The sequence below is a fragment of the Streptomyces sp. NPDC048277 genome, assembly GCF_040652235.1.
Lineage (GTDB): Bacteria > Actinomycetota > Actinomycetes > Streptomycetales > Streptomycetaceae > Streptomyces.
On the sequence record NZ_JBEZLQ010000002.1, the window covers coordinates 374,893 to 397,957 of the forward strand.

18 protein-coding genes and 1 tRNA gene are annotated in these 23,065 nt (G+C 70.0%); 7 read left to right on the forward strand and 12 right to left on the reverse strand.

Annotated features, from left to right (window positions below):
* Window positions 1-24 precede the first annotated feature (24 nt).
* On the forward strand, window positions 25-855 hold the full coding sequence (locus tag AB0D85_RS06370) for an NAD(P)H-binding protein (RefSeq protein ID WP_362315208.1): 831 nt from the start codon (window positions 25-27) through the stop codon (window positions 853-855).
* Window positions 856-867: 12 nt separating this feature from the next.
* Here the strand turns inward: AB0D85_RS06370 and AB0D85_RS06375 are convergent, their stop codons facing one another.
* Window positions 868-1,413 (reverse strand): GNAT family N-acetyltransferase, encoded by a 546-nt coding sequence (locus AB0D85_RS06375; RefSeq protein ID WP_362314425.1) that lies wholly within the window; start codon window positions 1,411-1,413, stop codon window positions 868-870.
* Between the two features lie 230 nt (window positions 1,414-1,643).
* On the opposite strand from AB0D85_RS06375, the gene AB0D85_RS06380 reads away from it, so the two are divergent.
* Together AB0D85_RS06380 and AB0D85_RS06385 are read left to right on the forward strand one after the other, a co-directional pair.
* Entirely contained in the window at window positions 1,644-3,002 is a 1,359-nt protein-coding gene (locus AB0D85_RS06380) for an aminotransferase class V-fold PLP-dependent enzyme (protein ID WP_362314427.1), read from the forward strand.
* Window positions 2,999-4,411: a SidA/IucD/PvdA family monooxygenase gene (locus AB0D85_RS06385; protein ID WP_362314429.1), complete on the forward strand. Its 1,413-nt coding sequence runs from the start codon at window positions 2,999-3,001 to the stop codon at window positions 4,409-4,411. Before AB0D85_RS06380 ends, AB0D85_RS06385 begins: the two co-directional genes overlap by 4 nt.
* A 42-nt stretch (window positions 4,412-4,453) precedes the next feature.
* Here AB0D85_RS06385 and AB0D85_RS06390 read toward each other — a convergent pair whose 3' ends face one another.
* Entirely contained in the window at window positions 4,454-6,250 is a 1,797-nt protein-coding gene (locus tag AB0D85_RS06390; protein WP_362314432.1) for a 5'-nucleotidase C-terminal domain-containing protein, read from the reverse strand.
* A 149-nt stretch (window positions 6,251-6,399) separates the two neighbouring features.
* On the opposite strand from AB0D85_RS06390, the gene AB0D85_RS06395 reads away from it, so the two are divergent.
* Together AB0D85_RS06395 and pyk are read left to right on the forward strand one after the other, a co-directional pair.
* Window positions 6,400-7,101: an SIMPL domain-containing protein gene (locus tag AB0D85_RS06395; protein WP_362314434.1), complete on the forward strand. Its 702-nt coding sequence runs from the start codon at window positions 6,400-6,402 to the stop codon at window positions 7,099-7,101.
* Between the two features lie 187 nt (window positions 7,102-7,288).
* Window positions 7,289-8,725, forward strand: a complete 1,437-nt coding sequence (gene pyk / locus AB0D85_RS06400) for a pyruvate kinase (RefSeq protein WP_362314437.1) — start codon at window positions 7,289-7,291, stop codon at window positions 8,723-8,725.
* 157 nt (window positions 8,726-8,882) lie between these two features.
* Here pyk and AB0D85_RS06405 read toward each other — a convergent pair.
* Window positions 8,883-8,965 (reverse strand) — tRNA-Leu (locus AB0D85_RS06405).
* Between the two features lie 101 nt (window positions 8,966-9,066).
* Between AB0D85_RS06405 and AB0D85_RS06410 the strand changes: the two genes are divergently transcribed.
* Window positions 9,067-9,723, forward strand: coding sequence for a response regulator (locus AB0D85_RS06410; protein WP_362314440.1), 657 nt, complete (start codon window positions 9,067-9,069; stop codon window positions 9,721-9,723).
* A gap of 140 nt (window positions 9,724-9,863) precedes the next feature.
* On the opposite strand, the gene AB0D85_RS06415 is transcribed toward AB0D85_RS06410, so the two are convergent.
* The 9 genes from AB0D85_RS06415 to AB0D85_RS06455 form a co-directional block, all read right to left on the reverse strand.
* Window positions 9,864-10,580: an ABC transporter ATP-binding protein gene (locus tag AB0D85_RS06415; protein ID WP_360232372.1), complete on the reverse strand. Its 717-nt coding sequence runs from the start codon at window positions 10,578-10,580 to the stop codon at window positions 9,864-9,866.
* The gene (locus AB0D85_RS06420; protein WP_362314443.1) at window positions 10,577-11,479 is read right to left on the reverse strand and encodes an ABC transporter ATP-binding protein; all 903 of its coding nucleotides are present in this window, start codon (window positions 11,477-11,479) and stop codon (window positions 10,577-10,579) included. Before AB0D85_RS06420 ends, AB0D85_RS06415 begins: the two co-directional genes overlap by 4 nt.
* Window positions 11,480-11,484: 5 nt before the next feature.
* Window positions 11,485-13,326 (reverse strand): branched-chain amino acid ABC transporter permease, encoded by a 1,842-nt coding sequence (locus tag AB0D85_RS06425; RefSeq protein ID WP_362314446.1) that lies wholly within the window; start codon window positions 13,324-13,326, stop codon window positions 11,485-11,487.
* A 5-nt stretch (window positions 13,327-13,331) separates the two neighbouring features.
* Window positions 13,332-14,264: a branched-chain amino acid ABC transporter permease gene (locus AB0D85_RS06430; RefSeq protein ID WP_358975536.1), complete on the reverse strand. Its 933-nt coding sequence runs from the start codon at window positions 14,262-14,264 to the stop codon at window positions 13,332-13,334.
* A gap of 113 nt (window positions 14,265-14,377) precedes the next feature.
* Entirely contained in the window at window positions 14,378-15,616 is a 1,239-nt protein-coding gene (locus AB0D85_RS06435) for a branched-chain amino acid ABC transporter substrate-binding protein (protein WP_362314450.1), read from the reverse strand.
* A 306-nt stretch (window positions 15,617-15,922) separates the two neighbouring features.
* Window positions 15,923-16,579, reverse strand: a complete 657-nt coding sequence (locus tag AB0D85_RS06440; protein WP_362314452.1) for a Tat pathway signal sequence domain protein — start codon at window positions 16,577-16,579, stop codon at window positions 15,923-15,925.
* Complete coding sequence (locus AB0D85_RS06445; protein WP_362314454.1) at window positions 16,576-16,983, reverse strand: hypothetical protein; 408 nt, start codon at window positions 16,981-16,983, stop codon at window positions 16,576-16,578. The genes AB0D85_RS06440 and AB0D85_RS06445 overlap by 4 nt, the downstream gene beginning before the upstream one ends.
* An 86-nt stretch (window positions 16,984-17,069) precedes the next feature.
* Window positions 17,070-17,555, reverse strand: coding sequence for a hotdog fold thioesterase (locus AB0D85_RS06450; RefSeq protein WP_362314457.1), 486 nt, complete (start codon window positions 17,553-17,555; stop codon window positions 17,070-17,072).
* Between the two features lie 86 nt (window positions 17,556-17,641).
* A complete protein-coding gene (locus tag AB0D85_RS06455) occupies window positions 17,642-19,948 on the reverse strand; it encodes an FdhF/YdeP family oxidoreductase (protein WP_362314459.1) in 2,307 nt (768 codons plus the stop codon).
* A 295-nt stretch (window positions 19,949-20,243) separates the two neighbouring features.
* Between AB0D85_RS06455 and polA the strand changes: the two genes are divergently transcribed.
* Complete coding sequence (gene polA / locus AB0D85_RS06460; RefSeq protein WP_362314462.1) at window positions 20,244-22,964, forward strand: DNA polymerase I; 2,721 nt, start codon at window positions 20,244-20,246, stop codon at window positions 22,962-22,964.
* Window positions 22,965-23,065 lie beyond the last annotated feature (101 nt).

Genomic DNA, 23,065 nt, shown 5'->3' on the forward strand with positions numbered 1-23,065 from the left:
AGCACCGAGCCGAGGGAGAAGACCGTGATCGCAGTGACCGGTGCCACCGGCAACGTCGGCCGTGCCCTCGTCGAGCGGCTCGTCGCCGGCGGGCACGCCGTGCGGGCCCTCACCCGCGACCCGGAGCAGGCCGGACTGCCCGACAAGGCAGAGGTGGTGAAGTTCCGGCCGGACGACCAGGCCGCCCTGTTCGAGGGGGCGGCCAAGCTCTTCCTGTACGTCCAGGGCGCCGGCGGCCGCATGCCCGAGCTCCTGGACGCGGCCCGCACGGCCGGGGTGCGGCACGTCGTCCTGCTCTCCTCCGGGATCATCAAGGAGGGCGCCGACGAGACCCACCCGATCCACGTCATGCATGCCACCGCCGAGCGGCAGATCCGCGACAGCGGTCTCGCCTGGACGTTTCTCCGCCCCAACGCGTTCGCCACCAACGCCCTCCAGTGGGCGCCCCAGATCCGCGCCGGGAACACCGTCCGCGGTGTCTTCCCCGGCATGCTCACGGCGCCCATCCACGAGGACGACATCGCCGCCGTGGCGGAACGCGCCCTCCTCGACGACGGCCACGAGGGCGCCGCGCACCGCCTCACCGGCCCCGCCGCCACCACCAACACCGACCAGATCGCGGCGATCGGGCGGGCCGTCGGCCAGGACCTGACCTTCGTCGAGGTGGAGCCGGAGGAGGCGGCCCCGCTGTTCCCGGGGACCCCGCCGGAGTTCCTCCAGGGCCTCCTGAGGACCTTCGCGGCCACGGTCGGCGTGCCTCCGGAGATCACCACCACCGTCGAGGACCTCACCGGCAGCCCGGCCCGCACCTTCGAGCAGTGGGCCGCGGACCACGCGGCCGACTTCCGCCCCTGACCTCCAGCACCCTCAGCGTGCGAGCCGCAACTCCGCCCGGCGCACCCCGCCCTCCCACGGCCCCGCACGCCGGTTGCCCACCTCGGCCGTCCGGGCCGCCTCCGCCCCCAGCGTGAAGCCCAGGCGCTGCAGGAAGCACTCCCCGGAGCGCCAGCCCGGCGGCACGGTCGCCGTCACCAGCGACACCCCCTCGGCGTGCGCGAGCAGCGACTCGGCCAGCGCCCGCCCCAGGCCCCGCCCCCGCGCCCAGGGCGCCAGCAGGAACAGCCCCACCGCGACCGCGCCGGGCGCCGGATGGTTCCGTACGGCGTCCACCAGGCCCGAGACGACCCCGTCCCGCTCCAGCACGAGCAGCACCTTGTCGTCCGGGTCGGCGCCCTCGGGCAGCCCGTAGAACAGGCTCTGCACATCACCCGGGCCCGACGGCAGCCCCGTCGCCGCGACGAACCAGTCCTCGCACGCCTCGAACAGGTCCAGCAACGGCACCTCGTCCGAGGGCAGCGGCTCCCGCACCACCACCCGCTCACCGGGCACGTCGATCATCCAAGCGTCAACCACGCGACCGACGTTAGCCCCGGTCAGCCCCGGTCTCAACGCCCTTTCACCGCTTGGCCCGACCAACGGGAGCAGACAGCCCGGACACACCGCCCCAACACGTTTTTCCCGCACGGCAGTACCCACTTTCGGGTTCCGATCGTTGGGCTTTATGGGCGCGCAGACCCAATCCCGTACAAGCTGGAACCTCCCCTGCGGACAACCCCTTTCGGCCAGCGCCCCGAGGAGAGCCCATGAGCTTGCCGCCCCTCGCATCCGGACCCCAGGGCCCCGACGCCCTGCGGCCCCTGCTCGACACCGTGCTCGACGCGCTGCGCGACGGTGGCCGGGCGCGGGGCGGACCGCTGCCCGCGGGCGGACCTGAAGCGGTGGTCGAGCGGATCGCGGACGCCGTGGGGGACGTACTCCCGGACGACGGCGATCCGGACGCCCTGCGCACCTTGGTGACCGCGCTCGCCGAGGGCGCCGCCGACCCGGCCGACCCGCTGTGCGCGGCGCATCTGCACTGCCCGCCGCTCGCCGTCGCCACCGCCGCCGACCTCGCCGCGAGCGCCCTCAACCCGTCCCTGGACTCCTGGGACCAGGCCCCGGCCGCCTCCGCCCTGGAGGCCCTGGTCACCCGCACCCTCGCCCACACCATCGGCCTCTCCGACGCCGTGGTCACCACCGGCGGCACCGAGTCCAACCAACTCGCCCTCCTCCTCGCCCGCGAGGCCTCCGGCGGCGGCGTCCAACTGGTCTGCGGGGCCAACGCCCACCACTCGCTGCCCCGCGCCGCCTGGCTGCTCGGCCTCCCCGACCCCGTGGTGGTCCCCGCCCCGAACGGCACCCTCGACCCGGCCGCCCTGCACGACGCCCTCTCCCGGCTGCCCCGGCCCCTGCTGGTCGCCGCCACCGCCGGCACCACCGACGCCGGGCTCATCGACCCGCTCCCCGAGATCGCCGGCCTGTGCGCGGCCCACGGCGCCCGGCTGCACATCGACGCCGCCTACGGGGGCGGCCTCGCCTTCAGCGACCGGCACCGGGACAAACTCGCCGGCCTGGAGCGCGCCCACACCGTCACCCTCGACCTGCACAAACTCGGCTGGCAGCCGGTCGCCGCCGGCCTCCTCGCCGTCGCCCGCCCGACCGAGCTCGCCGTACTCCACCATCACGCGGACTACCTCAACGCCGACGACGACACCGAGGCCGGCTACCCCGACCTGCTCGGCCGCTCCCTGCGCACCACCCGGCGCCCCGACGTCCTCAAGATCGCGGTCACCCTCAAGACGCTGGGCCGCAGCGGACTCGGCGCGCTGGTCGACCAGGTGTGCGCACGGGCACGGGAGTTCGCGGCGCTGGTTCGCGAGCATCCCGGCTTCGAGCTCTACGACCGGCCGAACATGAGCACGGTCCTGTTCCGCCCCACCGGAGCCACCGACGACGAGGTCGCCGACGTACGGCGCAGGCTGCTGCACGACGGCCGGGCCGTCCTCGGCCGGGCCCGGCTGGACAGCCGGCTCTGGCTCAAGGCCACCCTCCTCAACCCCCACACCCGGCCGGACGAACTGGCCCTCCTCCTCAAACTCGTGGAAGGAACCACCCCCAGATGACCAGCCCCCCACGCCACGAGCCCGAAGCACCCCGCGACCTGGTCGGCGTCGGCGTCGGACCGTTCAACCTCTCCCTCGCCGCCCTCGCCCAGCCGCTGGCCGAACTCGACGCCGTCTTCTACGAGCAGCGCCCCGGCTTCGGCTGGCACCCCGGGCTGCTCATCGACGGCGCCACCATCCAAGTGCCCTTCCTCGCCGACCTGGTGACGCTCGCCGACCCCGCCAGCCCCTGGTCGTTCCTCAACTACCTCAAGGCCCGCGACCGGCTCTACCCGTTCTACTTCGCCGAGCGCTTCCACATCCGGCGCGCCGAGTACGACGCCTACTGCCGCTGGGTCGCCGAGAACCTGCCCGGACTGCGTTTCTCCCACCAGGTCGACGCCGTCCGCTGGAACTCCGAACGGGACCTGTTCGAGGTCGACTTCACCCAGCTCGACGCCGGGGGAGAGGCCGAGGCCCTCGGCCGTACGTACACGAGGAACGTCGTGCTCGGCGTCGGGACCGTGCCCCATGTGCCCGATCCGCTCAAGCCCCTGGTGGAGCAGCAGGGCGTGCCCGTCGTGCACGCCGCCGACTACCTCGACCACCGCGAGGCCTTCCTCGCCGCCGAGCACGTCACCGTCGTCGGGTCCGGGCAGTCCGGCGCCGAGGTCTTCCTCGACCTGCTGCGCCACCGCCCCGCGGGCCGCGAGAAGCTGCACTGGATCGGCCGCGGCGAGGCGTTCGCGCCCATGGAGTACTCCAAGCTCGGCCTGGAGCACTTCACCCCCGACTACACGCGCTACTTCCACGCCCTCGACGAGCCCGTCCGGGATCGGCTCGTCGCCGCGCAGTGGCAGCTGCACAAGGGCATCGACGCCGACACCATCGCCGCCATCCACGACGAGCTGTACCGCCGTACCCTGCACGGGGGCTGGCCCGACGCCGTCCTCACCCCCGGCGTCCAGGTCCGTACGGCCGGACGGATCGCCACCACCAAGGTCGAACTCCACATCGAACACATCCAGCAGGGCAGCCGCTCCCGGCTCACCACCGACGCCGTGGTCCTGGCCACCGGCTACCGGCAGCGCCCGCTCGGCCGGCTGCTCGCCGGACTCGACCCCTATCTGCGCCGCGACAGCAGCGAACGCCCGCGCGTGGACGAGCAGTTCCGGCTCGTCCTCGACCCGTCGGTGACCGGATCGGCGTACGTCCAGAACGCCGAACTCCACACCCACGGCGTCGGCGCCCCCGACCTGGGCCTGGCCGCCTGGCGCAGCGCCACCATCCTCAACTCCGTGACCGGCAAGGACCCCTACCCGCTGCCCGCCCGCACGGCCTTCACCAGCTTCGGGCTGGAACAGCCGGGGGAGAGGGTCCCGACGCAGCACGGGCAGCGGCCGAGGCAGCTCACGCCGCTCGTCGACTGAGCGAAGGGTGCCGGCCCCGGGGCCGGCACCCTTCGGACCGGCTCAGAACACGGGCGTACCGTTCCGCGTCAGCTTCCAGTCCACCGACGCGAAGTCCTTCGGGTCGAGCACGCCCTTGGCGGTCGCCCACTCCGCGATCCGGGTGCGGATCTCCGTCGACTCCGACCACAGCTCCTTGGCCGAGGCGACATACGGGAACGCGCCGCCGCCGTTGGCGCGGTAGTTGTTCACCGCGAGCACGAACTGCCGGGCGTCGTCCAGAGCCGCGCCGTTGTAGGTGAGGTTCTTGATCCGCGAACCGGCCGCCTGCGCGATGTCGATGTCGTACGACAGGCCGGAGACGTAGTCGTAGTTGTAGTCCGGACGGCTGTTGGCGTTCGTCAGCTTCTCCACGTCGACGGCCGCGTCCGCCGCCGTCTGGACGTAGTACTCCGCCGAGTACTCCAGGTACGCGCGGAGCTGCGCGCCCGTCATCAGCTTCGCGACCAGCGTGTTGTCGTACACGTACAGGCTCGACAGGTCCCGGATGGTCACCTTGCCGGCCGGGATCTCGGACGTCCGCGAGAACGGCGAGGCCTGCGCGATCACCGGCAGCGCGGCGTACTCGGTACCCGCGAGGGCCGCCTTGACCACGTCCTCCTGGACCTTGGTGATCAGGTCGATGATCGGGGCGTCCTTGTAGCGGGCCTCGACGGTGGTGAGGGTCTCGGTCGCGGTGCCGACGACCTGGTTGACGTACGCGACCACCTTCGCGTGCTCGTCCTCCAGGAGACGGGTGATCTTCGGGTCGTCGGCCACGGTGTTGGAGTTGAGCAGCGAGGCCGCGACCGACTCCACCTCCCACCGGCCCTTGCCGAAGACCAGCTCGATGTCGAAGAGGGTGAGGCGCTCGGCGTAGCACAGCGGCTCGGAGAGGACGACGGCCTTGCCGGTCGCCTCGTTGGTGACCTTCAGTTCCGGGATCTCCACGTGCGCGTGGCCGACCAGGATCGCGTCGATGCCCGGCACCTGCCTGGCGACGTTCGCGGCCGCGTTCTCGACGTACGGCACCTGGTCGCCGTAGGAGGAGGTGCCGGAGGAGCCGGAGTGGGCCGAGACCACGACCACGTCCGCACCCAGCGCCTTCAGCCTGGGCACCCACTTCGCGGCCTGCTCCTCGAGGCCCGGGAAGGCGAGCTTGCCCTGGACGTAGGCCTTGTCCCAGATCGCGATGCCCGGGTTGGTGAGGCCGAGAACGGCGACCTTGACCGGCGGGGCGCCCGGGACGTGGAACTTCTTGATGAAGTAGGGCGGGAAGGCGGGCTTCAGGGTCTTGGCGTCGACCGCGTTGGCGCCGAGCAGCGGGAACCGCAGCTGGTCCTCGAACTTGCGCAGGGTCTCGATGCCGTAGTTGAACTCGTGGTTGCCGAGCGCCGCCGCGTCGTACCCGATCGCGTTCATGGCCTGCGCCATCGGGTGCACCGGGCCGCCCTTGGCGGTGATCGGGTCGACCTTGGCGTAGTAGTACGTCAGCGGGGTGCCCTGGATGGTGTCACCGGCGTCCAGCAGCAGCGTGTTGCAGCGGCCCTTCTCCTTGCGCACCTGCTCGACCAGGGTGGAGATACGCGCCAGGCCCATCGCGTTGCCGGCCTTGTCGGAGTACTCCGCGTCCTTGAAGTAGTCCCAGTTGAAGACGTGCCCGTGCAGGTCGGTGGTGCCCATGACGGTGAGCGAGTACCGCTTGGCCGGCTTCGCCGAGGGCTGCGCGGCCTGTGCCGGAGCCGCCGCCGCACCGGCGATCGCCACTCCCGCTCCGGTCGCGGCGGACTTCTTCAGGAACTTCCGGCGGTTCAAGGGCATGTCTCGATCTCCTCGGGAAACGGTCAACGACGCGCGTAGATTCTGTCCTGGCATGGCTGACGGCAACAGGTCCGGGAGGTTTCGATCTGATGACCTGCGGGGTGAACTCGCGGGCCCACAAGGCGGGAAGGCATGACAGAGTGGGACGTATGTCCTCACCCGTGGAACACCGGCCGGCCGGCACCCCGGCCGCCCCGCTCCTCGTCGTGCGCGGCGAGTCCGAGCTGGAGGTCGAGCCCGAGCTGGCCCGGATCAGCGTCACGGTCAGCGCCCGGGGCCGCGACCGCCGCTCGGCCCTGGACGACCTCACCCGCCGCAACACCGCCGCCCTCGACCTGGTCAAGTCCTACGGCGACGCGGTGGCGCAGTTGTCCACCGGTACCGTCTCCATCGCCCCCGAACTCACCGAGCGCGGCCGGGGCGAGCGCGTCCGCAGCTATCACGGCCGGGTCCATCTCACCGCCGAGTTCACCGACTTCACCGTCCTCGGTGAACTCACTACCAGGCTCGCCGACTTGGAGCTGACGCGGGTCGACGGCCCCTGGTGGTCGCTGCGGCCCGACTCGCCCGTGTACGGCGAGGCGCGGCGGCGGGCGGTCACCGGGGCGGTGCAGCGCGCCCGGGAGTACGCGAGCGCCCTCGGCACCTCCCTCGCGGCCCTGGTCGAGCTCGCCGACACCGGCACCGAGAGCCCGCGGCCGTCCCGGGCCACCTTCGACCGCGGGGTTCGCCGGATGTCGGCCGCCGCCGAAGTCGCGGAGCCCGCCGAGCCTCTCGATCTCGAACCCCCGCAACTGCGTGTAGTCGCCCAGGTGAGCGCCCAGTTCACGATGGAGCCGCCGAGGCTGTGACGCCCGAAGGGCGTGTTCGGCATTTCGAAAAATCGGCCGTGATCATGCTGCATTCAACAAGTGCGAGATGCTCATAGGAGCGGGGTGCCGCACAATTCAACACTTGTCAATAGGCCTTCACGCAAAGGTTGTTGGGTCGTCATGTGCGACCAATTCTCTACCCGCCGGTAAGGCCTAGGCTCGAACCATGCGCCGAGCAAAGATCGTTTGTACTCTGGGGCCCGCCACCGACTCGTACGGCCAGATCAAGGCACTGGTCGAGGCCGGAATGGACGTCGCCCGATTCAACCTCAGCCACGGCTCCTACGCCGAGCACGAGGAGCGCTACCGGCGGGTGCGCAAGGCTTCCGACGAGTCCGGTCGCAGCGTCGGGATGCTCGCCGACCTTCAAGGCCCGAAGATCCGGCTCGGCCGCTTCACCGAAGGCCCCGTACTCCTCGAACGCGGTGACACCTTCGTCATCACGGTGGAGGAGGGTGCCGAGGGTGACCGCGGCCAGTGCGGGACGACGTACGCGGGCCTGGCCGGCGATGTCACCCCCGGTGAGCGCGTCCTCGTCGACGACGGCAAGGTCTGCCTGGAGGTCACCCACGTGGACGGCCCCCGGGTGCACACCAGGGTCGTCGAGGGCGGCATGGTCTCCGACCACAAGGGCCTCAACCTCCCCGGTGTCGCCGTCTCCGTGCCCGCCCTCTCCGAGAAGGACGAGGCCGACCTGCGCTGGGCACTGCGCACGGGCTTCGACGTCATCGCCCTCTCCTTCGTGCGCAGCGGCAGGGACATCGAGGACGTCCACCGCATCATGGACGAGGAGGGCCGCCGCCTCCCGGTGATCGCCAAGGTCGAGAAGCCGCAGGCCGTCGAGAACATCGACGACATCGTGGCCGCCTTCGACGGCATCATGGTCGCGCGCGGCGACCTGGGCGTGGAGATGCCGCTGGAGCAGGTGCCGATCGTCCAGAAGCGCGCCGTCAAGCTCGCCAAGCGCAACGCCAAGCCGGTCATCGTCGCCACCCAGATGCTCGACTCGATGATCGACAACTCCCGCCCCACCCGCGCCGAGGCCTCCGACGTCGCCAACGCGGTCATCGACGGCACCGACGCGGTGATGCTCTCCGGCGAGACCAGCGTCGGCAAGTACCCGATCGAGACCGTGCGCACCATGGCGAAGATCGTCGAGGCGGCCGAGGAGGACATCCTCGCCAAGGGCCTGCCGCCGCTGACCGAGAGCAACAAGCCCCGCACCCAGGGCGGCGCGGTCGCCCGGGCCGCCGCCGAGATGGGCGACTTCCTGGGCGCGAAGTTCCTGGTCGCGTTCACCCAGTCGGGAGACACGGTCCGCCGGCTCTCCCGCTACCGCTCGCCGATCCCGCTGCTCGCCTTCACCCCGGAGCCGGCCACCCGCTCCCAGCTCAACCTCACCTGGGGCGTCGAGACCTTCCTCGGCCCGCACGTCGACTCGACGGACAAGATGGTCGACCAGGTCGACGAGCTGCTGCTCAAGTACGGCCGCTGTCAGAAGGGCGACGTGGTGGTCATCACGGCGGGCTCCCCGCCCGGTGTCTCCGGCTCGACGAACATGGTGCGCGTCCACCACATCGGTGAGGACGACAGCCCCAAGTGACGGGCGGGGCCCCTCTTGAAAGGGGGGCCCTTTTCAGTGCTTGGGACGCTCACCGGCGACCATGCGGGTCGCGCCTGCGGCAACCCTGAGTCACCGGTCGTGACCGTATGCAGCAAAAAGCGGAAGATCACGCGAACGTGATCCTCCGCTTCGAGGGTGCCGGGTGCGGGACTCGAACCCGCAAGCCCTCTCAGGCAGATGTGTTTGAGACATCCGTGTATGCCATTCCACCAACCCGGCAGGACTGGCTGGTCGGAAGCATACCGGGTCACCATGGCTCCCCGCCTCTAGGTAGGCTTCATTAGCAGCAGTACCTGCCCGGCCCGCAACAAGGAGCCCCCGTGACCGCCGCCGAGTCGCCCCAGCCAGTCGACGCACCCGACGACGACAAGTCGCATGTGCCTCCGCTGACGACCCGAGTCGTCATCGCCGAGGACGAGGCCCTGATCCGGCTCGACCTCAAAGAGATGCTGGAGGAAGAGGGGTACACCGTCGTCGGCGAGGCCGGCGACGGCGAACAGGCCGTGGAACTCGCCCGCGAGCACCGCCCCGACCTGGTCATCCTCGACGTCAAGATGCCCAAGCTGGACGGCATCTCGGCGGCCGAGAAGATCGCCGAGGAGTCCATCGCCCCGGTCCTGATGCTCACCGCGTTCTCGCAGCGCGACCTGGTCGAGCGGGCGCGCGACGCCGGTGCGATGGCGTACCTCGTCAAGCCGTTCAGCAAGAGCGACGTGGTCCCGGCGATCGAGATGGCCGTCTCCCGCTTCACCGAACTGAAGCAGCTGGAGAAGGAGGTCGCCGACCTCACCCAGCGCCTGGAGACCCGCAAGCTGGTGGACCGCGCGAAGTCCATTCTCCAGACCGAGTACGGCCTGACCGAGCCGGCCGCGTTCCGCTGGATCCAGAAGACGTCGATGGACCGCCGCATGTCGATGCAGCAGGTCGCGGAGGCGGTCATCGCGGACAGCGAGGAGAAGAAGTCCGGCAAGGGCTGACCGCCCGCCGCACGAACACCAAGGCCCGCGCCCCGGAGAAGGGAACGCGGGCCTTGGTGATGCCGCCGAGGGGCAGCGCCCCGTCAGGGGCGCGGGGAACTGCGCGACCAGCCCCCACGCACCCGCAGCCGAGCGACAACCTAGTCCTCGCCCAGATACGCCTTCCGCACCGACTCGTCGTGCAGGAGATCCTGTCCGGTCCCCGACAGCACGATGTTGCCGACCTCCATGACATGCCCCTGGTCGGCCAGTGACAGCGCCGCCTGCGCGTTCTGCTCCACGAGCAGGATCGTCGTGCCCTGGGACTTGAGCTCCGCGATCGTCGCCATGATCTTCTGCATCATGATCGGCGACAGCCCCATCGACGGCTCGTCCAGCATCAGCAGCTTCGGCTGGGACATCAGCGCCCGCCCCATCGCCAGCATCTGCTGCTCACCGCCCGAGAGGGTGCCCGCGGCCTGCTTGCGCCGCTCACCGAGGATCGGGAAGAGGTCGTAGGCCCGCTGGATGTCCTTCTCGATGCCCGGCTTGTCGCTCCGCAGGAACGCTCCGAGGCGCAGGTTGTCCTCGATGGTCATGCGCGGGAAGATGTGCCGCCCCTCGGGGGAGTGGGCGAGGCCCAGCGACACCACCTGGTGGGCCGGGACCTTCTTCAGCGACCTGCCGTTGAACCGGATCTGCCCGCCCACCGGCTTGAGCAGCCCGGACAGCGTGCGCAGGGTCGTCGTCTTGCCGGCCCCGTTCGTGCCGATCAGGGTGACCACCTGGCCGGCCTCGACCTTGAAGGAGATGCCCTTGACGGCCTCGATCTTGCCGTAGGCGACCCGCAGGTCCTCTACTTCGAGCAGTGCGGTCATCGGTCGTTCTCCTTGCCGGGCACGGCGTCGGTCGTGTGGTCGGCGTCGGCTGCCGCTTCCGCCGCCTCGACCTCGGCGATCTCCTCGTCGCCGGGCGCGTTCTCGAACGGCTCGCCCAGGTACGCGGCGATGACCCGCTCGTCGCCCTGCACGGTCGCGCTGTCGCCCTCGACGAGTTTCTCGCCCTGTACCAGGACGGCGACGCGGTCGCAGAGGTTGAAGATGAAGCGCATGTCGTGCTCGATGACGAGCACGGCGATGCCCTTGTCGCGGATCGCGAAGACCAGTTCCTCGGTGGTGCGGGTCTCCTGCGGGTTCATGCCGGCCGTCGGCTCGTCGAGCAGCAGCAGGCCCGGCTCGCTGGCCAGCGCCCGCGCGATCTCCAGCTTGCGCTGCTCGCCGTAGGGGAGGTTGCGGGCCAGGTGCTCGGCCTTCTTCTCCAGGCCGACGAACTCCAGGAGCTCCATGGCGCGTTCCCGGGAGGCCTTCTCCGCGCGGTGGAATCCGGGGCCGCGCAGCAGGGCGGACCAGAGGCCCTCCTTGGTGCGGGTGTGGCGGCCGACCAGCACGTTCTCCAGGACCGTCATGTTGGCGAACAGCCGGATGTTCTGGAAGGTACGGGCGATACCGGCCGCCGTCACCTTGAAGGACTTCGGCGGCAGCACCTCGCCCTTGTAGCGGACCTCGCCCTCGGTGGGGATGTAGAGGCCGGTGAGGCAGTTGAAGAAGGTGGTCTTGCCGGCGCCGTTGGGGCCGATCAGACCGACGATCTCACCGCTCCTGACGGTGAAGTCGACATTGCGTACGGCGGTGAGGCCACCGAAGCGCATGGTCACGCCGCGCGCGTCGAGCACGACCTCGCCGGGAGCGGTGTCCTTGACGGTTGTTTCCGTGGTCATCGTGGTCAGGCCCCTGCCTTGGTGAGAACGGCGGGCGCTTCGGCTTCCTCGTGGAACTCGAGCTGGCGGCGCCGGTTGGGGATGAGGCCCTCCGGACGGAAGCGCATCAGCAGGATGAGCGTGACGCCGAAGGCGAAGAGCTGGTAGTCGCCGAGGAACTGGAGCTTGGCCGGGATCAGGTACAGCAGGGACGCGCCGACCAGCGGGCCGGAGATGGTGCCCATGCCGCCGAGGACCACCGCGGCCAGCAGGAACGCCGAGTTGGGCGGCACCACGTAGGCGAACTGGTACTGCTCCGGGGTCACCGTGTAGGTGACATGGGCCTGGACCGAGCCGGAGAGACCGGCCAGGCAGGCGCCCAGGGCGAAGGCGATGAGCTTGACCCGGAAGCCGTTGATCCCCATGGCGAGCGCGGCGGTCTCGTCTTCACGGATGGCGACCCACGCGCGGCCGATGCGGGAGTCGCTGCTGCGCCGGAAGACGATGACCACGATGAACGTGATGATCAGCATCAACAGCAGGTAGTTGGCGAACCGCCCGATGGTGGCGCCGAGGATCTGGTGCTCGGCACCGAAGTCGAAACCGAGGATGTTCAGGTTCGGGATCGAGGAGATGCCGTTGGAACCGTTGGTGACGTCCGGGCCCGAGGTGCCGTCCAGGTTGAGGACGGTGATCCGGAAGATCTCTCCGAAGCCGAGGGTGACGATGGCCAGGTAGTCGCCGCGCAGTCGCAGGGTCGGGGCGCCGATGACGACACCGAAGATCATGGCGACGAACGCGCCGAGCAGCGCCGAGGCCCAGAACGGCCACTGCACGTGCAGCGGTGAGGACGGTGAGCCGGAGACCAGGGCCGCGGTGTAGGCGCCGACGCCGAGGAAGGCGACGTAACCGAGGTCGAGGAGGCCGGCGAGGCCGACGACGATGTTCAGACCGAGCGCGACGGTCGCGAAGATCAGGATGTAGACGCCGATCGTCGCGTACTGGTCGTTGGACTGGGTGAACGGGAAGGCCGCGGCGGCGAGGAAGGCGCCGGTCATGGTGATGTTCCGGTGCTTCCCGGTGATCGCCGAGACCCGGGCCACGATCCCGGCCTTGGAGAGGGAGGCGAAACCGAAGCCGGCGGTGATCAGGAAGCCGATGAACAGCTGGTCGTACGACGTGCCGATGCCGTAGCTGAAGACGATCAGGCCCACGGCCATGGCCGCGACGATGACCAGGATCTCGGCCCAGGACGGCAGCGGGGCCGCGGGAGCCGGTGTCCTGGCGGCGAAGGCCGTGCGGAAGGTGCTCCACTTCTCCCGGGAGTTGTGCTTGAACAGCTCCCAGCCGGTGTCGTCCGGGTCGACCGGGTCGGGCTCCGGCCGCTCGAACGGCAGGGCCAGTGCGCCGATCACGGAGGCCAGGGTGGCGATCGCGACGACGAAGCCGCCCGGGTCCAGGTTCACCAGGCCGCCGAGTTTCACGCTGATGGCGACGACGGTGTACCAGGCGGTGCCGAAGGTGCCGAGCGAGGCCATCTTCAGGGCGCTGTCGGCGCTGCCCGGGGTCAGCCAGGACAGCCACTTGACGCCGTAGGAGGCCAGACCGAACAGGGTGGTGAAGATGCCGCCGATCAGCACCAGGACCTGCAGGCCGCCCGGGTAGCCGTAGACGGTGAGGTCACCGGGGAAGTCGGAGGTCCAGGTCCACGACATGAACGTGGAGACGATGGCGAGGACGCCGCCGCCGGTGGCGAGGGCGCGGCCGAGCGGGGCCGGCAGACCGATCAGACCGGACGCGGCGGGTGCCGGGGCGCTCGTCGTCTCCGGCGTCTCGGGGGTCTCGGATGCGGTGGTCTCTGTGGTCATCGGTGTCACGCCCTGTCCGCGACGCGTTCGCCGAGCAGACCCTGTGGTCTGAACAGCAGTACGAGGATGAGGAGTACGAACGCCCAGACGTCGGCCCAGGACTGGCTGCCGAACTGGCCCATGCCGGGGATGTCCGAGATGTAGGCGGTCGACAGGGCCTCGGCGACGCCGAGGACGAGGCCGCCGAGCATGGCGCCGTAGATGTTGCCGATACCGCCGAGGACGGCCGCGGTGAAGGCTTTCAGACCGAGCAGGAAGCCCATCTTGAAGTCGATCTGGCCGTACTTGAGGCCGTAGGCGACACCGCCGACGGCGGCGAAGGCGGCACCGAGGGCGAACGCGATCACGATGATGCGGTCGGTGTTGACGCCCATCAGCTTCGCGGTGTCCGGATCCTGGGCGGTCGCCTGCATACCGCGGCCGGTGCGGGTGCGCATCACGAAGTAGGCGAGGAAGGCCATGCTGAGCGGGGCCACGATCACCAGGAAGATGTCACCGGTCTGGATGGTGACGTTGCCGATGTTGAAGGGGCCGCCCGGGATGGTGGGGAAGGTGCGGGCGGACTTGGCCTCGGGGTACCAGGCCCACACCGCCTGCTGCAGGGCCAGGGAGAGGCCGATGGCGGTGATGAGGGGGGCGAGACGCGGGGCGGTGCGCAGTGGACGGTAGGCGAACCGTTCCGCTCCGACGGCGACCAGGACGGCGACGATGATGGCGCCCACCAGCATCAGCGGGAGAGCTATCCACATCGAGGTGCCGTCGGGCAGTACGTACGCGTAGACCGTGAGCGCGCCGAAGGCGCCGGTCATGAAGATCTCGCCGTGGGCGAAGTTGATGAGCTGGACGATGCCATAGACCATCGTGTAGCCGATGGCGACCAGCCCGTACATGGATCCCAGTAGCAGGCCGTTGACCAGCTGCTGCGGCAGTTCGTTCACCGCATGTCCTCCGAGACGTTCGGAATGTTCGACGAATGAGGTCGGATGCGAGTCCGCGCGGGGCGCCAGTGGAACAGCGCCCCGCGCGGCTCGGTGCTGCGTACGGGTGTGGGTCAGCTGCTGGGCGTGAACGTGCCCGAGGTGGCAGCCTTCCAGGCCCCGCCGTCGACCTTGTAGACGGTGAGCTGCTTGTTGGTCGCGTCACCGTACTCGTCGAAGGAGACCTTGCCGGTCACACCGTCGAAGGAGACGTTCTGCACCGCGGCGGTGATCTTCGCGCGGGCGTCGGACGGCAGCTTGCCGCCGTTGTCGTCGACGACCTTCTTCACGGCCTCGATGATCGCCCAGGCCGAGTCGTAGGAGTAGCCGCCGTAGGCGCCGTACGCCTCCGTGTAGCCGCCGGCCTTGTAGTTGTTGACGAACTCCTTGGCGGAGTCGAGGGTCTCGACCGGGGCGCCGACCGAGGTGGCCATGTCGCCGGTGGCGGCGGAGCCCGCCAGCTTGATGTAGTCGTCGGCGTAGATGCCGTCACCGCCGACCAGCGGAACCTTGGCGCCGGCGGCCTTGAGCTGCTTGCTCAGCGGACCGGCCTGCGGGTACTCGCCGCCGTAGTAGACCACGGTGGCGCCCGAGTTCTTCACCTTGGTGACGACCGCGGAGTAGTCCTTGGAGTCGGGGTTGATGTGCTCGGTGCCGACCACCTTGCCGCCGAGCTTCTTGAACTCCCCGGTGAAGGTGGCGGCGAGGCCCGCGCCGTAGGTCTTCTTGTCGTCGATGATGAAGGCCTTGGTCAGCTTCGCCGTGTTGTACACGTACTGCGCGGCGAACGGGCCCTGGATGGCGTCCGTGGTCGCGGTACGGAAGTACGACTTGAACGGACGCGACTTCGACGTCTGCCAGTTGTCGCCCTGGGTCAGCGCCGGGTTGGTGTTGGCCGGGGAGACCTCGACCAGCTTCGCGTCGTCGAAGACCTTCTGCATCGACTGGGCGACGGAGGAGTTCAGCGGGCCGACCACGCCGTAGACGCTGCTGTCACCGACGAACGCGGAGGCGTTCGCCTGGCCGGAGGACGGCTGCGCCTGGTCGTCCTTGGCCTCGATCTTGAACGTGACGCCCTTGACGTAGTTCTTCTTGTTGGCCTGCTTGACCGCCAGGTCGACCGAGTTCTTGATGCCCAGGCCGAGCGCGGACAGGTCGCCGGTCAGCGGAGCGTCGACGCCGATGGTGACCGTGGTGCCACCGCTGCCGGAGCCCGAGCCCTTGTCGCCGCTGTCTCGCGAACCGCAGGCGGTGAGGGTGAGTGTTCCCGCTGCCAGCGCGGCGGTGATGGCGATGAGCGAACGTTGACGCACGATCAGTCCTTTCCCCTGAACAACCGCATCCCCGTGGAAACGGTCGAGCCCCGCGCGTCTGGTCGAAGTAAGAATCCGGTGACGCCGTGACTGGCCGTGACTCTAGGCGGGTGCGGGGAATGTGGAGGAGGGTCTGGCCGATGCTGTGACGCTCTTGTTATGACACGAGGTAATGCAGAGCGGTACATGGTGCGGAGAAGAGCGGAATTCCGGCCGATTCGCCCCGTCCGCATGCTGAGACCCCGCAGGACCTGCCGTCGCCGGATCAGGTGTCTCGATGGTTTTGGTGATTACGGAAAGCGGTTGCTATATGTTGCTACAGGCGACTTTCAGGGCGCGTGAGAGGTGCTGTGCGTAGCGGGACCCCAGGATGAAACTCTGTACTTGTATTGCGCGGGTATTACGTAGAGTTACGTCCAGGAAAGGAAGTCCGGCATCCTTCGGAACTTTTCCGCAATCGGTCACATGCATCGTGATCGTGATCTCGCGGGGCGAGCCCGCTTTTGTCCGAAAAGGTGCCTGCGGCGACTCGGTGAGGGTGAGGCCGGCGTAGGGCTGGGCCACCTTGGGCACGGTGACCGGCGGCCCTTCCAGTACGGTCATGCGCACCGCGAAGCTGAAGCTGCGGGGCGGGGCGCCCGGGGGAGTGGCCCGGCCGTCCAGGAAGGCGAACGCCACCGTCTGCGCGGGGTACGGGACTTCGGGCGGCGTCGGGGCCGGTGGGTGCGGGCGGGTGGCGATCAGGTAGCCGCCGCCGGCGAGGAGGGCGGCCGCCGTGGCGAGGGCGAGGGCGGTGCGACGGCGGGCGGGGTGCCGGGGAGCGGGGATGGCCGCCTCGGGGACGTCCGGTGCGTCCCATGCGTGGGTGCCCTCACCCGGTTCGACGGGGCCGATGCCGCTCGGTCCGCTTGTTCCGCTCGGTCCGCTTGTTCCGCCCGTTCCGGTTGTTCCACCCGTGCTCATTGCCAGGGGCCTCCCGTCGGTGTGCCGTTGCGGTACCGCGCCGTGCAGGCGGCTTGCGACCGGCGGTCGATCAACCGGTCGGCGGCAGCGGCCCCTTGGCTGCGTTCGACGGCCCGCGCGGCGTCCACGACGTCCCTGAGGATCTCGTACTGCCCGTTGGACAGCCCCATCGACTGGTAGTCGCCGTAGGTGCCGCTGTCGAGCACCTCGCGCGACCAGTGCGCGACGATCGAGGCGCACAGTCCGGCGGCGGAGGCCGCCGACGGGGACGCGGAGGAGGGGGACGCGGTGGGGGACGCCGAGTTCTCCGGGGTGGGCGCGGGGGCGCCGCAGCCGGTCAGCAGAGCGAGCCCGAGCACCACCGGTGCGCTCAGTCCCGGCAGGCCGCCTCCTCGCCGTCCCATGCCCCGAAATTACGGGCGTGGACGGCCGGGAGCAATGGGCCCGGCGGGCGGGCGGCGGCCCCGGACCACCTCGGCTCCGGACCGCGTCAGCGCTGAACGGCCGAGGGGAGCGTCGTGCCGTCGAGGTCCCGCAGCAGACAGGTCAGGCGGGCCGTGCACACCCGGCGGCCCTCCTCGTCACTGATCACGATCTCGTACGTCGCCGTGGAGCGCCCCCGGTGGACCGGCGTGGCCACACCGGTGACCAGGCCGGAACGGGCCCCGCGGTGGTGCGTGCAGTTCAGGTCGACGCCGACCGCGATCTTGGAGCTGCCGCCGTGCAGCATCGAGCCGACCGACCCCAGGGTCTCCGCCAGCACCGCGCTGGCACCGCCGTGCAGCAGCCCGTACGGCTGGGTGTTGCCCTCCACCGGCATGGTGCCGACGACCCGGTCCGCGGAGGCCTCGACGATCTCGACGCCCATGCGTGTGCCGAGGTGGCCCGCCGAGAACAGGGCCGGCAGGTCGACCCCGAGCGCGGCGTACTCGTCGATGACCTCCTGCGGGAACTGCACACGCTGCTGCTCGCCCATGGACCGGCTCCGTTCGTCGTACGGCTTTCTCGACTGAGCAAACGCTCAGTCGGCCGCCGATTCTTCCAGACGGGCTGAGCGGATGCTCAGACGGCGCCGGTCGGCTGCTGCGTGCCGCTCTCCAGGCGGATGACGACGGACTTGCTGGCCGGGGTGTTGCTGGTGTCCGCGGTGGCGTCGAGCGGCACCAGCACATTGGTCTCGGGGTAGTACGCGGCCGCACAGCCGGGGGCCGTCGGGTAGTGCACCACCCGGAAGCCCGGCGCGCGGCGCTCCACGCCGTCCTTCCACTCGCTCACCAGGTCCACGTACGACCCGTCGGCCACGCCCAGCGCCCGCGCGTCCTCCGGGTGCACCAGGACCACCCGGCGGCCGTTCTTTATGCCGCGGTAGCGGTCGTCCAGGCCGTAGATCGTGGTGTTGTACTGGTCGTGCGAGCGCAGCGTCTGCAACAGCAGCCGGCCCTCGGGTAGTTCGGGGTACTCGACCGGCGCCGCCGTGAAGTTCGCCTTGCCGGTGGCCGTCGGGAAACGGCGCTCGTCGCGCGGGGCGTGCGGGAGCGCGAAGCCGCCGGGTCGGCCGGCCGTCCCGTTCACGCGCGCGTTGAAGTCCTCGAAACCGGGGATCACGCGCGCGATGCGGTCGCGGATCGTCGCGTAGTCCTTCTCGAACTCCTCCCACGGCGTACGGCTGTTGTCACCGAGGACCCGGCGTGCCAGCCGGCACACGATCGCCGGCTCCGACAGCAGCTGCGGGCTCGCGGGCTCCAGCCGGCCGCGCGAGGCGTGCACCATGCCCATGGAGTCCTCGACGGTGACGAACTGCTCGCCGCTGCCCTGCAGATCGCGCTCGGTCCGGCCGAGCGTCGGCAGGATCAGCGCCCGCGCGCCCGTGACCACGTGCGAGCGGTTGAGCTTCGTCGACACGTGCACGGTCAGCCGCGCGCGCCGCATCGCCGCCTCGGTGACCTCCGTGTCGGGGCTGGCGGAGACGAAGTTGCCGCCCATCGCGAAGAAGACCTTCGCCTCGCCGTCGCGCAGCGCGCGGATCGCCCGGACGACGTCGAAGCCGTGCTCGCGCGGGGGCGCGAAGCCGAACTCCTTCTCCAGGGCGTCCAGGAAGGCCGGGGCCGGGCGTTCGAAGATGCCCATCGTGCGGTCGCCCTGCACGTTCGAGTGGCCGCGGACCGGGCAGACGCCGGCGCCGGTGCGGCCGATGTTGCCGCGCAGCAGAAGGAAGTTGACGACTTCCCGGATCGTCGGGACCGAGTGCTTGTGCTGGGTGAGGCCCATGGCCCAGCAGACGATCGTCCGCTTCGAGGCGAGCACCATGCCCAGGGCTTCCTCGATCCGGGCGCGGCTGAGGCCGGTCGCGGCCAGCGTCTCGTCCCAGTCGGCGGCGCGGGCGGCCGTCGCGAACTCCTCGTATCCGTGGGTGTGTTCGCGCACGAACTCCTCGTCGACCGCGCCGTCCGTCTCCAGAATGAGCTTGTTGAGGAGCCGGAACAGGGCCTGGTCGCCTCCGATGCGGATCTGCAGGAACAGGTCCGTGAGCGCGGCGCCCTTGAGCATGCCCTGGGGGGTCTGCGGGTTCTTGAACCGCTCCAGCCCTGCCTCGGGGAGCGGGTTGACGCTGATGATCTTCGCGCCGTTGGCCTTGGCCTTCTCCAGCGCCGAGAGCATCCGGGGGTGGTTGGTCCCCGGGTTCTGTCCGGCGACGATGATCAGGTCGGCCTTGTAGAGGTCCTCGAGGAGGACGCTGCCCTTGCCGATGCCGATCGTCTCGGTCAGTGCCGAGCCCGACGACTCGTGGCACATGTTGGAGCAGTCCGGCAGGTTGTTGGTGCCGAGCTCGCGCGCGAACAGCTGGTACAGGAACGCGGCCTCGTTGCTGGTCCGCCCCGAGGTGTAGAAGACGGCCTCGTCGGGGGAGCCGAGGGCGGCGAACTCCTCGCCGATGATGTCGAAGGCGCGCTCCCAGCTGACCGGCTCGTAGTGCTCGGCGCCCTCGGGCAGGTACATGGGGTGGGTGAGTCGCCCCTGCTGGCCGAGCCAGTAGCCGCTGCGGTGGTGCAGATCGGCGACGGAGTGCGCGGCGAAGAACTCGGGCGTGACCCGGCGCAGGGTGGCCTCCTCGGCCACGGCCTTGGCGCCGTTCTCGCAGAATTCGGCGGCATGGCGGTGCTCGGGCTCGGGCCAGGCGCAGCCGGGGCAGTCGAAGCCGTTCTTCTGGTTGACCCGCAGCAGCGTCAGCGCGGTGCGCTTCACACCCATCTGCTGCTGGGCGATGCGCAGGGTGTGCCCGATGGCCGGCAGCCCGGCGGCCGCGTGCTTCGGCTCCTCGACCCGCGGTGCGTCCTGAACCGGATCCCCGTTGGGCGGCTTTGTCGCCATCGCACGCTCTCTTTCTACGCCTGCACCACTGCCATGTGCACCCGATCCTCGCACGCGCCACCGACAACGATCGAGGGAGACCGAGCCTCAGCTGCCTTGCCGGCCCAGGTACTTGTGTGTGATATCAGTCACTCGGTATGTTTCGTCGACTTATGCGAGGTTTGTCTGAAATGGCGGCAGAATTCCCGCGAGCGGTTGCGACAGTGCGGTCCGTGCGGTGCCCGGCTCGGTGTAACCCGATCCGTCGGCCCTCGTGGAGCGCGGTGTGTCAGTGGGGCGTGGCAGGATCGGGGGCGTGGCAGAGACAGCATCGACTAAGACCGACAAGACCCCCGGCGGGACCCGTCCCCGGCTGATGCTCATGGACGGGCACTCGCTGGCCTACCGCGCGTTCTTCGCGCTGCCCGCGGAGAACTTCACGACCGCGACGGGCCAGCCGACGAACGCGATCTACGGCTTCGCGTCGATGCTGGCCAACACCCTGCGCGACGAGGTGCCCACGCACTTCGCCGTGGCGTTCGACGTCTCCCGCAAGACCTGGCGCTCCGAGGAGTTCGCCGAGTACAAGGCGAACCGCTCCAAGACGCCGGACGAGTTCAAGGGCCAGGTCGAGCTGATCGGCGAGCTGCTCGACGCGATGCACGCGCAGCGCTTCGCCGTCGAGGGCTTCGAGGCCGACGACATCATCGCCACCCTCGCCACCCAGGCAGAGGCGGAGGGCTTCGACGTCCTGATCGTCACCGGCGACCGGGACTCCTTCCAGCTGGTCACCGAGCACACCACGGTCCTCTACCCGACCAAGGGTGTCTCCGAGCTGACCCGGTTCACCCCGGAGAAGGTTTTCGAGAAGTACGGCTTGACGCCCGCCCAGTACCCCGACTTCGCGGCCCTGCGCGGCGACCCGTCCGACAACCTTCCCGGCATCCCGGGAGTCGGCGAGAAGACCGCCGCGAAGTGGATCAACCAGTTCGGTTCCTTCACCGAGCTGGTGGAGCGCGTCGACGAGGTGAAGGGCAAGGCGGGCCAGAACCTCCGCGACCACCTGGAGTCCGTCAAGCTCAACCGCCGGCTCACCGAGCTGGAGCGCGGCGTGCAGCTGCCGAAGACGGTCACCGACCTGGAGCGCGCGCCGTACGACCGCAAGAACGTCGCGATGATCCTGGACACCCTGGAGATCCGCAACCCGTCCCTGCGCGAGCGGCTCTACGCCGTCGACCCCGGGGGCGAGGAGGCCGAGTCCACGCCGGTCGCCGACGCGGGCGTGGAAGTCGACGCCACCGTCCTCGGCACCGGCGAGCTGGCCGGCTGGCTCGCCGAGCACGGCACGGCGCCGCTGGGCATCGCCACCGTCGACACCTGGGCGCTCGGCACCGGCTCGGTGGCCGAGGTCGCCCTCGCCACGGCCGAGGGCCCGGCCGCCTGGTTCGACCCGGCCGAGCTCGACGAGGCCGACGTGAACGCGTGGGCGGCCTGGCTCGCCGACGCCGCCAGGCCGAAGGTCTTCCACAACGCCAAGGGCGCGATGCGGGTCTTCGCCGAGCACGGCTGGAGCATCGAGGGCGTCACCATGGACACGGCCCTCGCCGCGTACCTGGTCAAGCCCGGCCGCCGCTCCTTCGACCTGGACGCGCTGTCCCTGGAGTACCTGCACCGCGAGCTGGCCCCGGCCGCCGCGGCCGACGGCCAGCTGGCCTTCGGCGCGGACGACGGCGCCGAGGCCCTGATGATCCAGGCCCGCGCGATCCTCGACCTCGGCGATGCCTTCGGGGACCGGCTCCAGGAGGTCGGCGCGGCGGACCTCCTGCGCGACATGGAACTGCCCACCTCGGTCCTGCTCGCCCGCATGGAGCGGCACGGCATCGCCGCCGACCGCGCGCACCTGGAGGCGATGGAGCAGATGTTCGCGGGCGCGGTGCAGCAGGCCGTGAAGGAGGCGCACGCGGCCGCCGGCCACGAGTTCAACCTGGGCTCGCCCAAGCAGCTCCAGGAGGTCCTCTTCGGCGAGCTGGCCCTGCCCAAGACCAAGAAGACCAAGACCGGCTACACCACCGACGCCGACGCGCTCGCCTGGCTCGCCGGCCAGACCGAGAACGAACTGCCGGTGATCATGCTCCGGCACCGCGAGCAGGCCAAGCTCCGGGTGACGGTCGAGGGACTGATCAAGACCGTCGCCGCCGACGGCCGTATCCACACCACCTTCAACCAGACCGTCGCCGCGACCGGCCGTCTCTCCTCCACGGACCCGAACCTCCAGAACATCCCGGTCCGCACCGACGAGGGCCGGGCGATCCGCCGGGGCTTCGTGGTGGGCGAGGGCTTCGAGTCGCTGATGACCGCCGACTACAGCCAGATCGAACTGCGGGTGATGGCCCACCTCTCCGAGGACGAGGGCCTGATCGAGGCGTTCACCTCCGGCGAGGACCTGCACAACACGGTCGCCTCACAGGTGTTCGACGTCGACCGGTCGGCCGTCGACGCGGAGATGCGCCGCAAGATCAAGGCGATGTCGTACGGCCTCGCGTACGGACTGTCGGCCTTCGGCCTCTCCCAGCAGCTGAACATCGACGCGGGCGAGGCACGGGGCCTGATGGACACGTACTTCGAGCGCTTCGGCGGTGTCCGCGACTACCTGCGCCGCGTCGTCGACGAGGCACGGGCCACGGGCTACACGGCGACCCTGTTCGGCCGCCGCCGTTACCTCCCCGACCTCAACAGCGACAACCGCCAGCGCCGTGAGGCGGCCGAGCGGATGGCCCTCAACGCGCCCATCCAGGGCACCGCGGCGGACATCGTCAAGATCGCCATGCTCAGGGTGGACAGCGCGCTCCGCGAGGCGGAGCTGAAGTCCCGCATGCTCCTCCAGGTCCACGACGAAATCGTCCTGGAGATCGCGCCCGGCGAGCGCGCGGAGGTCGAATCCGTCCTTCGCGCGCAGATGTCCGACGCGGTCCACCTCAGGGCCCCACTGGACGTCTCGGTGGGCGTGGGCCCGGACTGGGAGTCGGCAGCGCACTAGCCTCCGGCGAAAGCCGGGAGAGGGCACCGCTCCCCGACTCGGGTGGAGCGGTGCCCCCGTCACTCACCTGGACCCCGTCAGAACGCCCCCGCCCTCGCCAC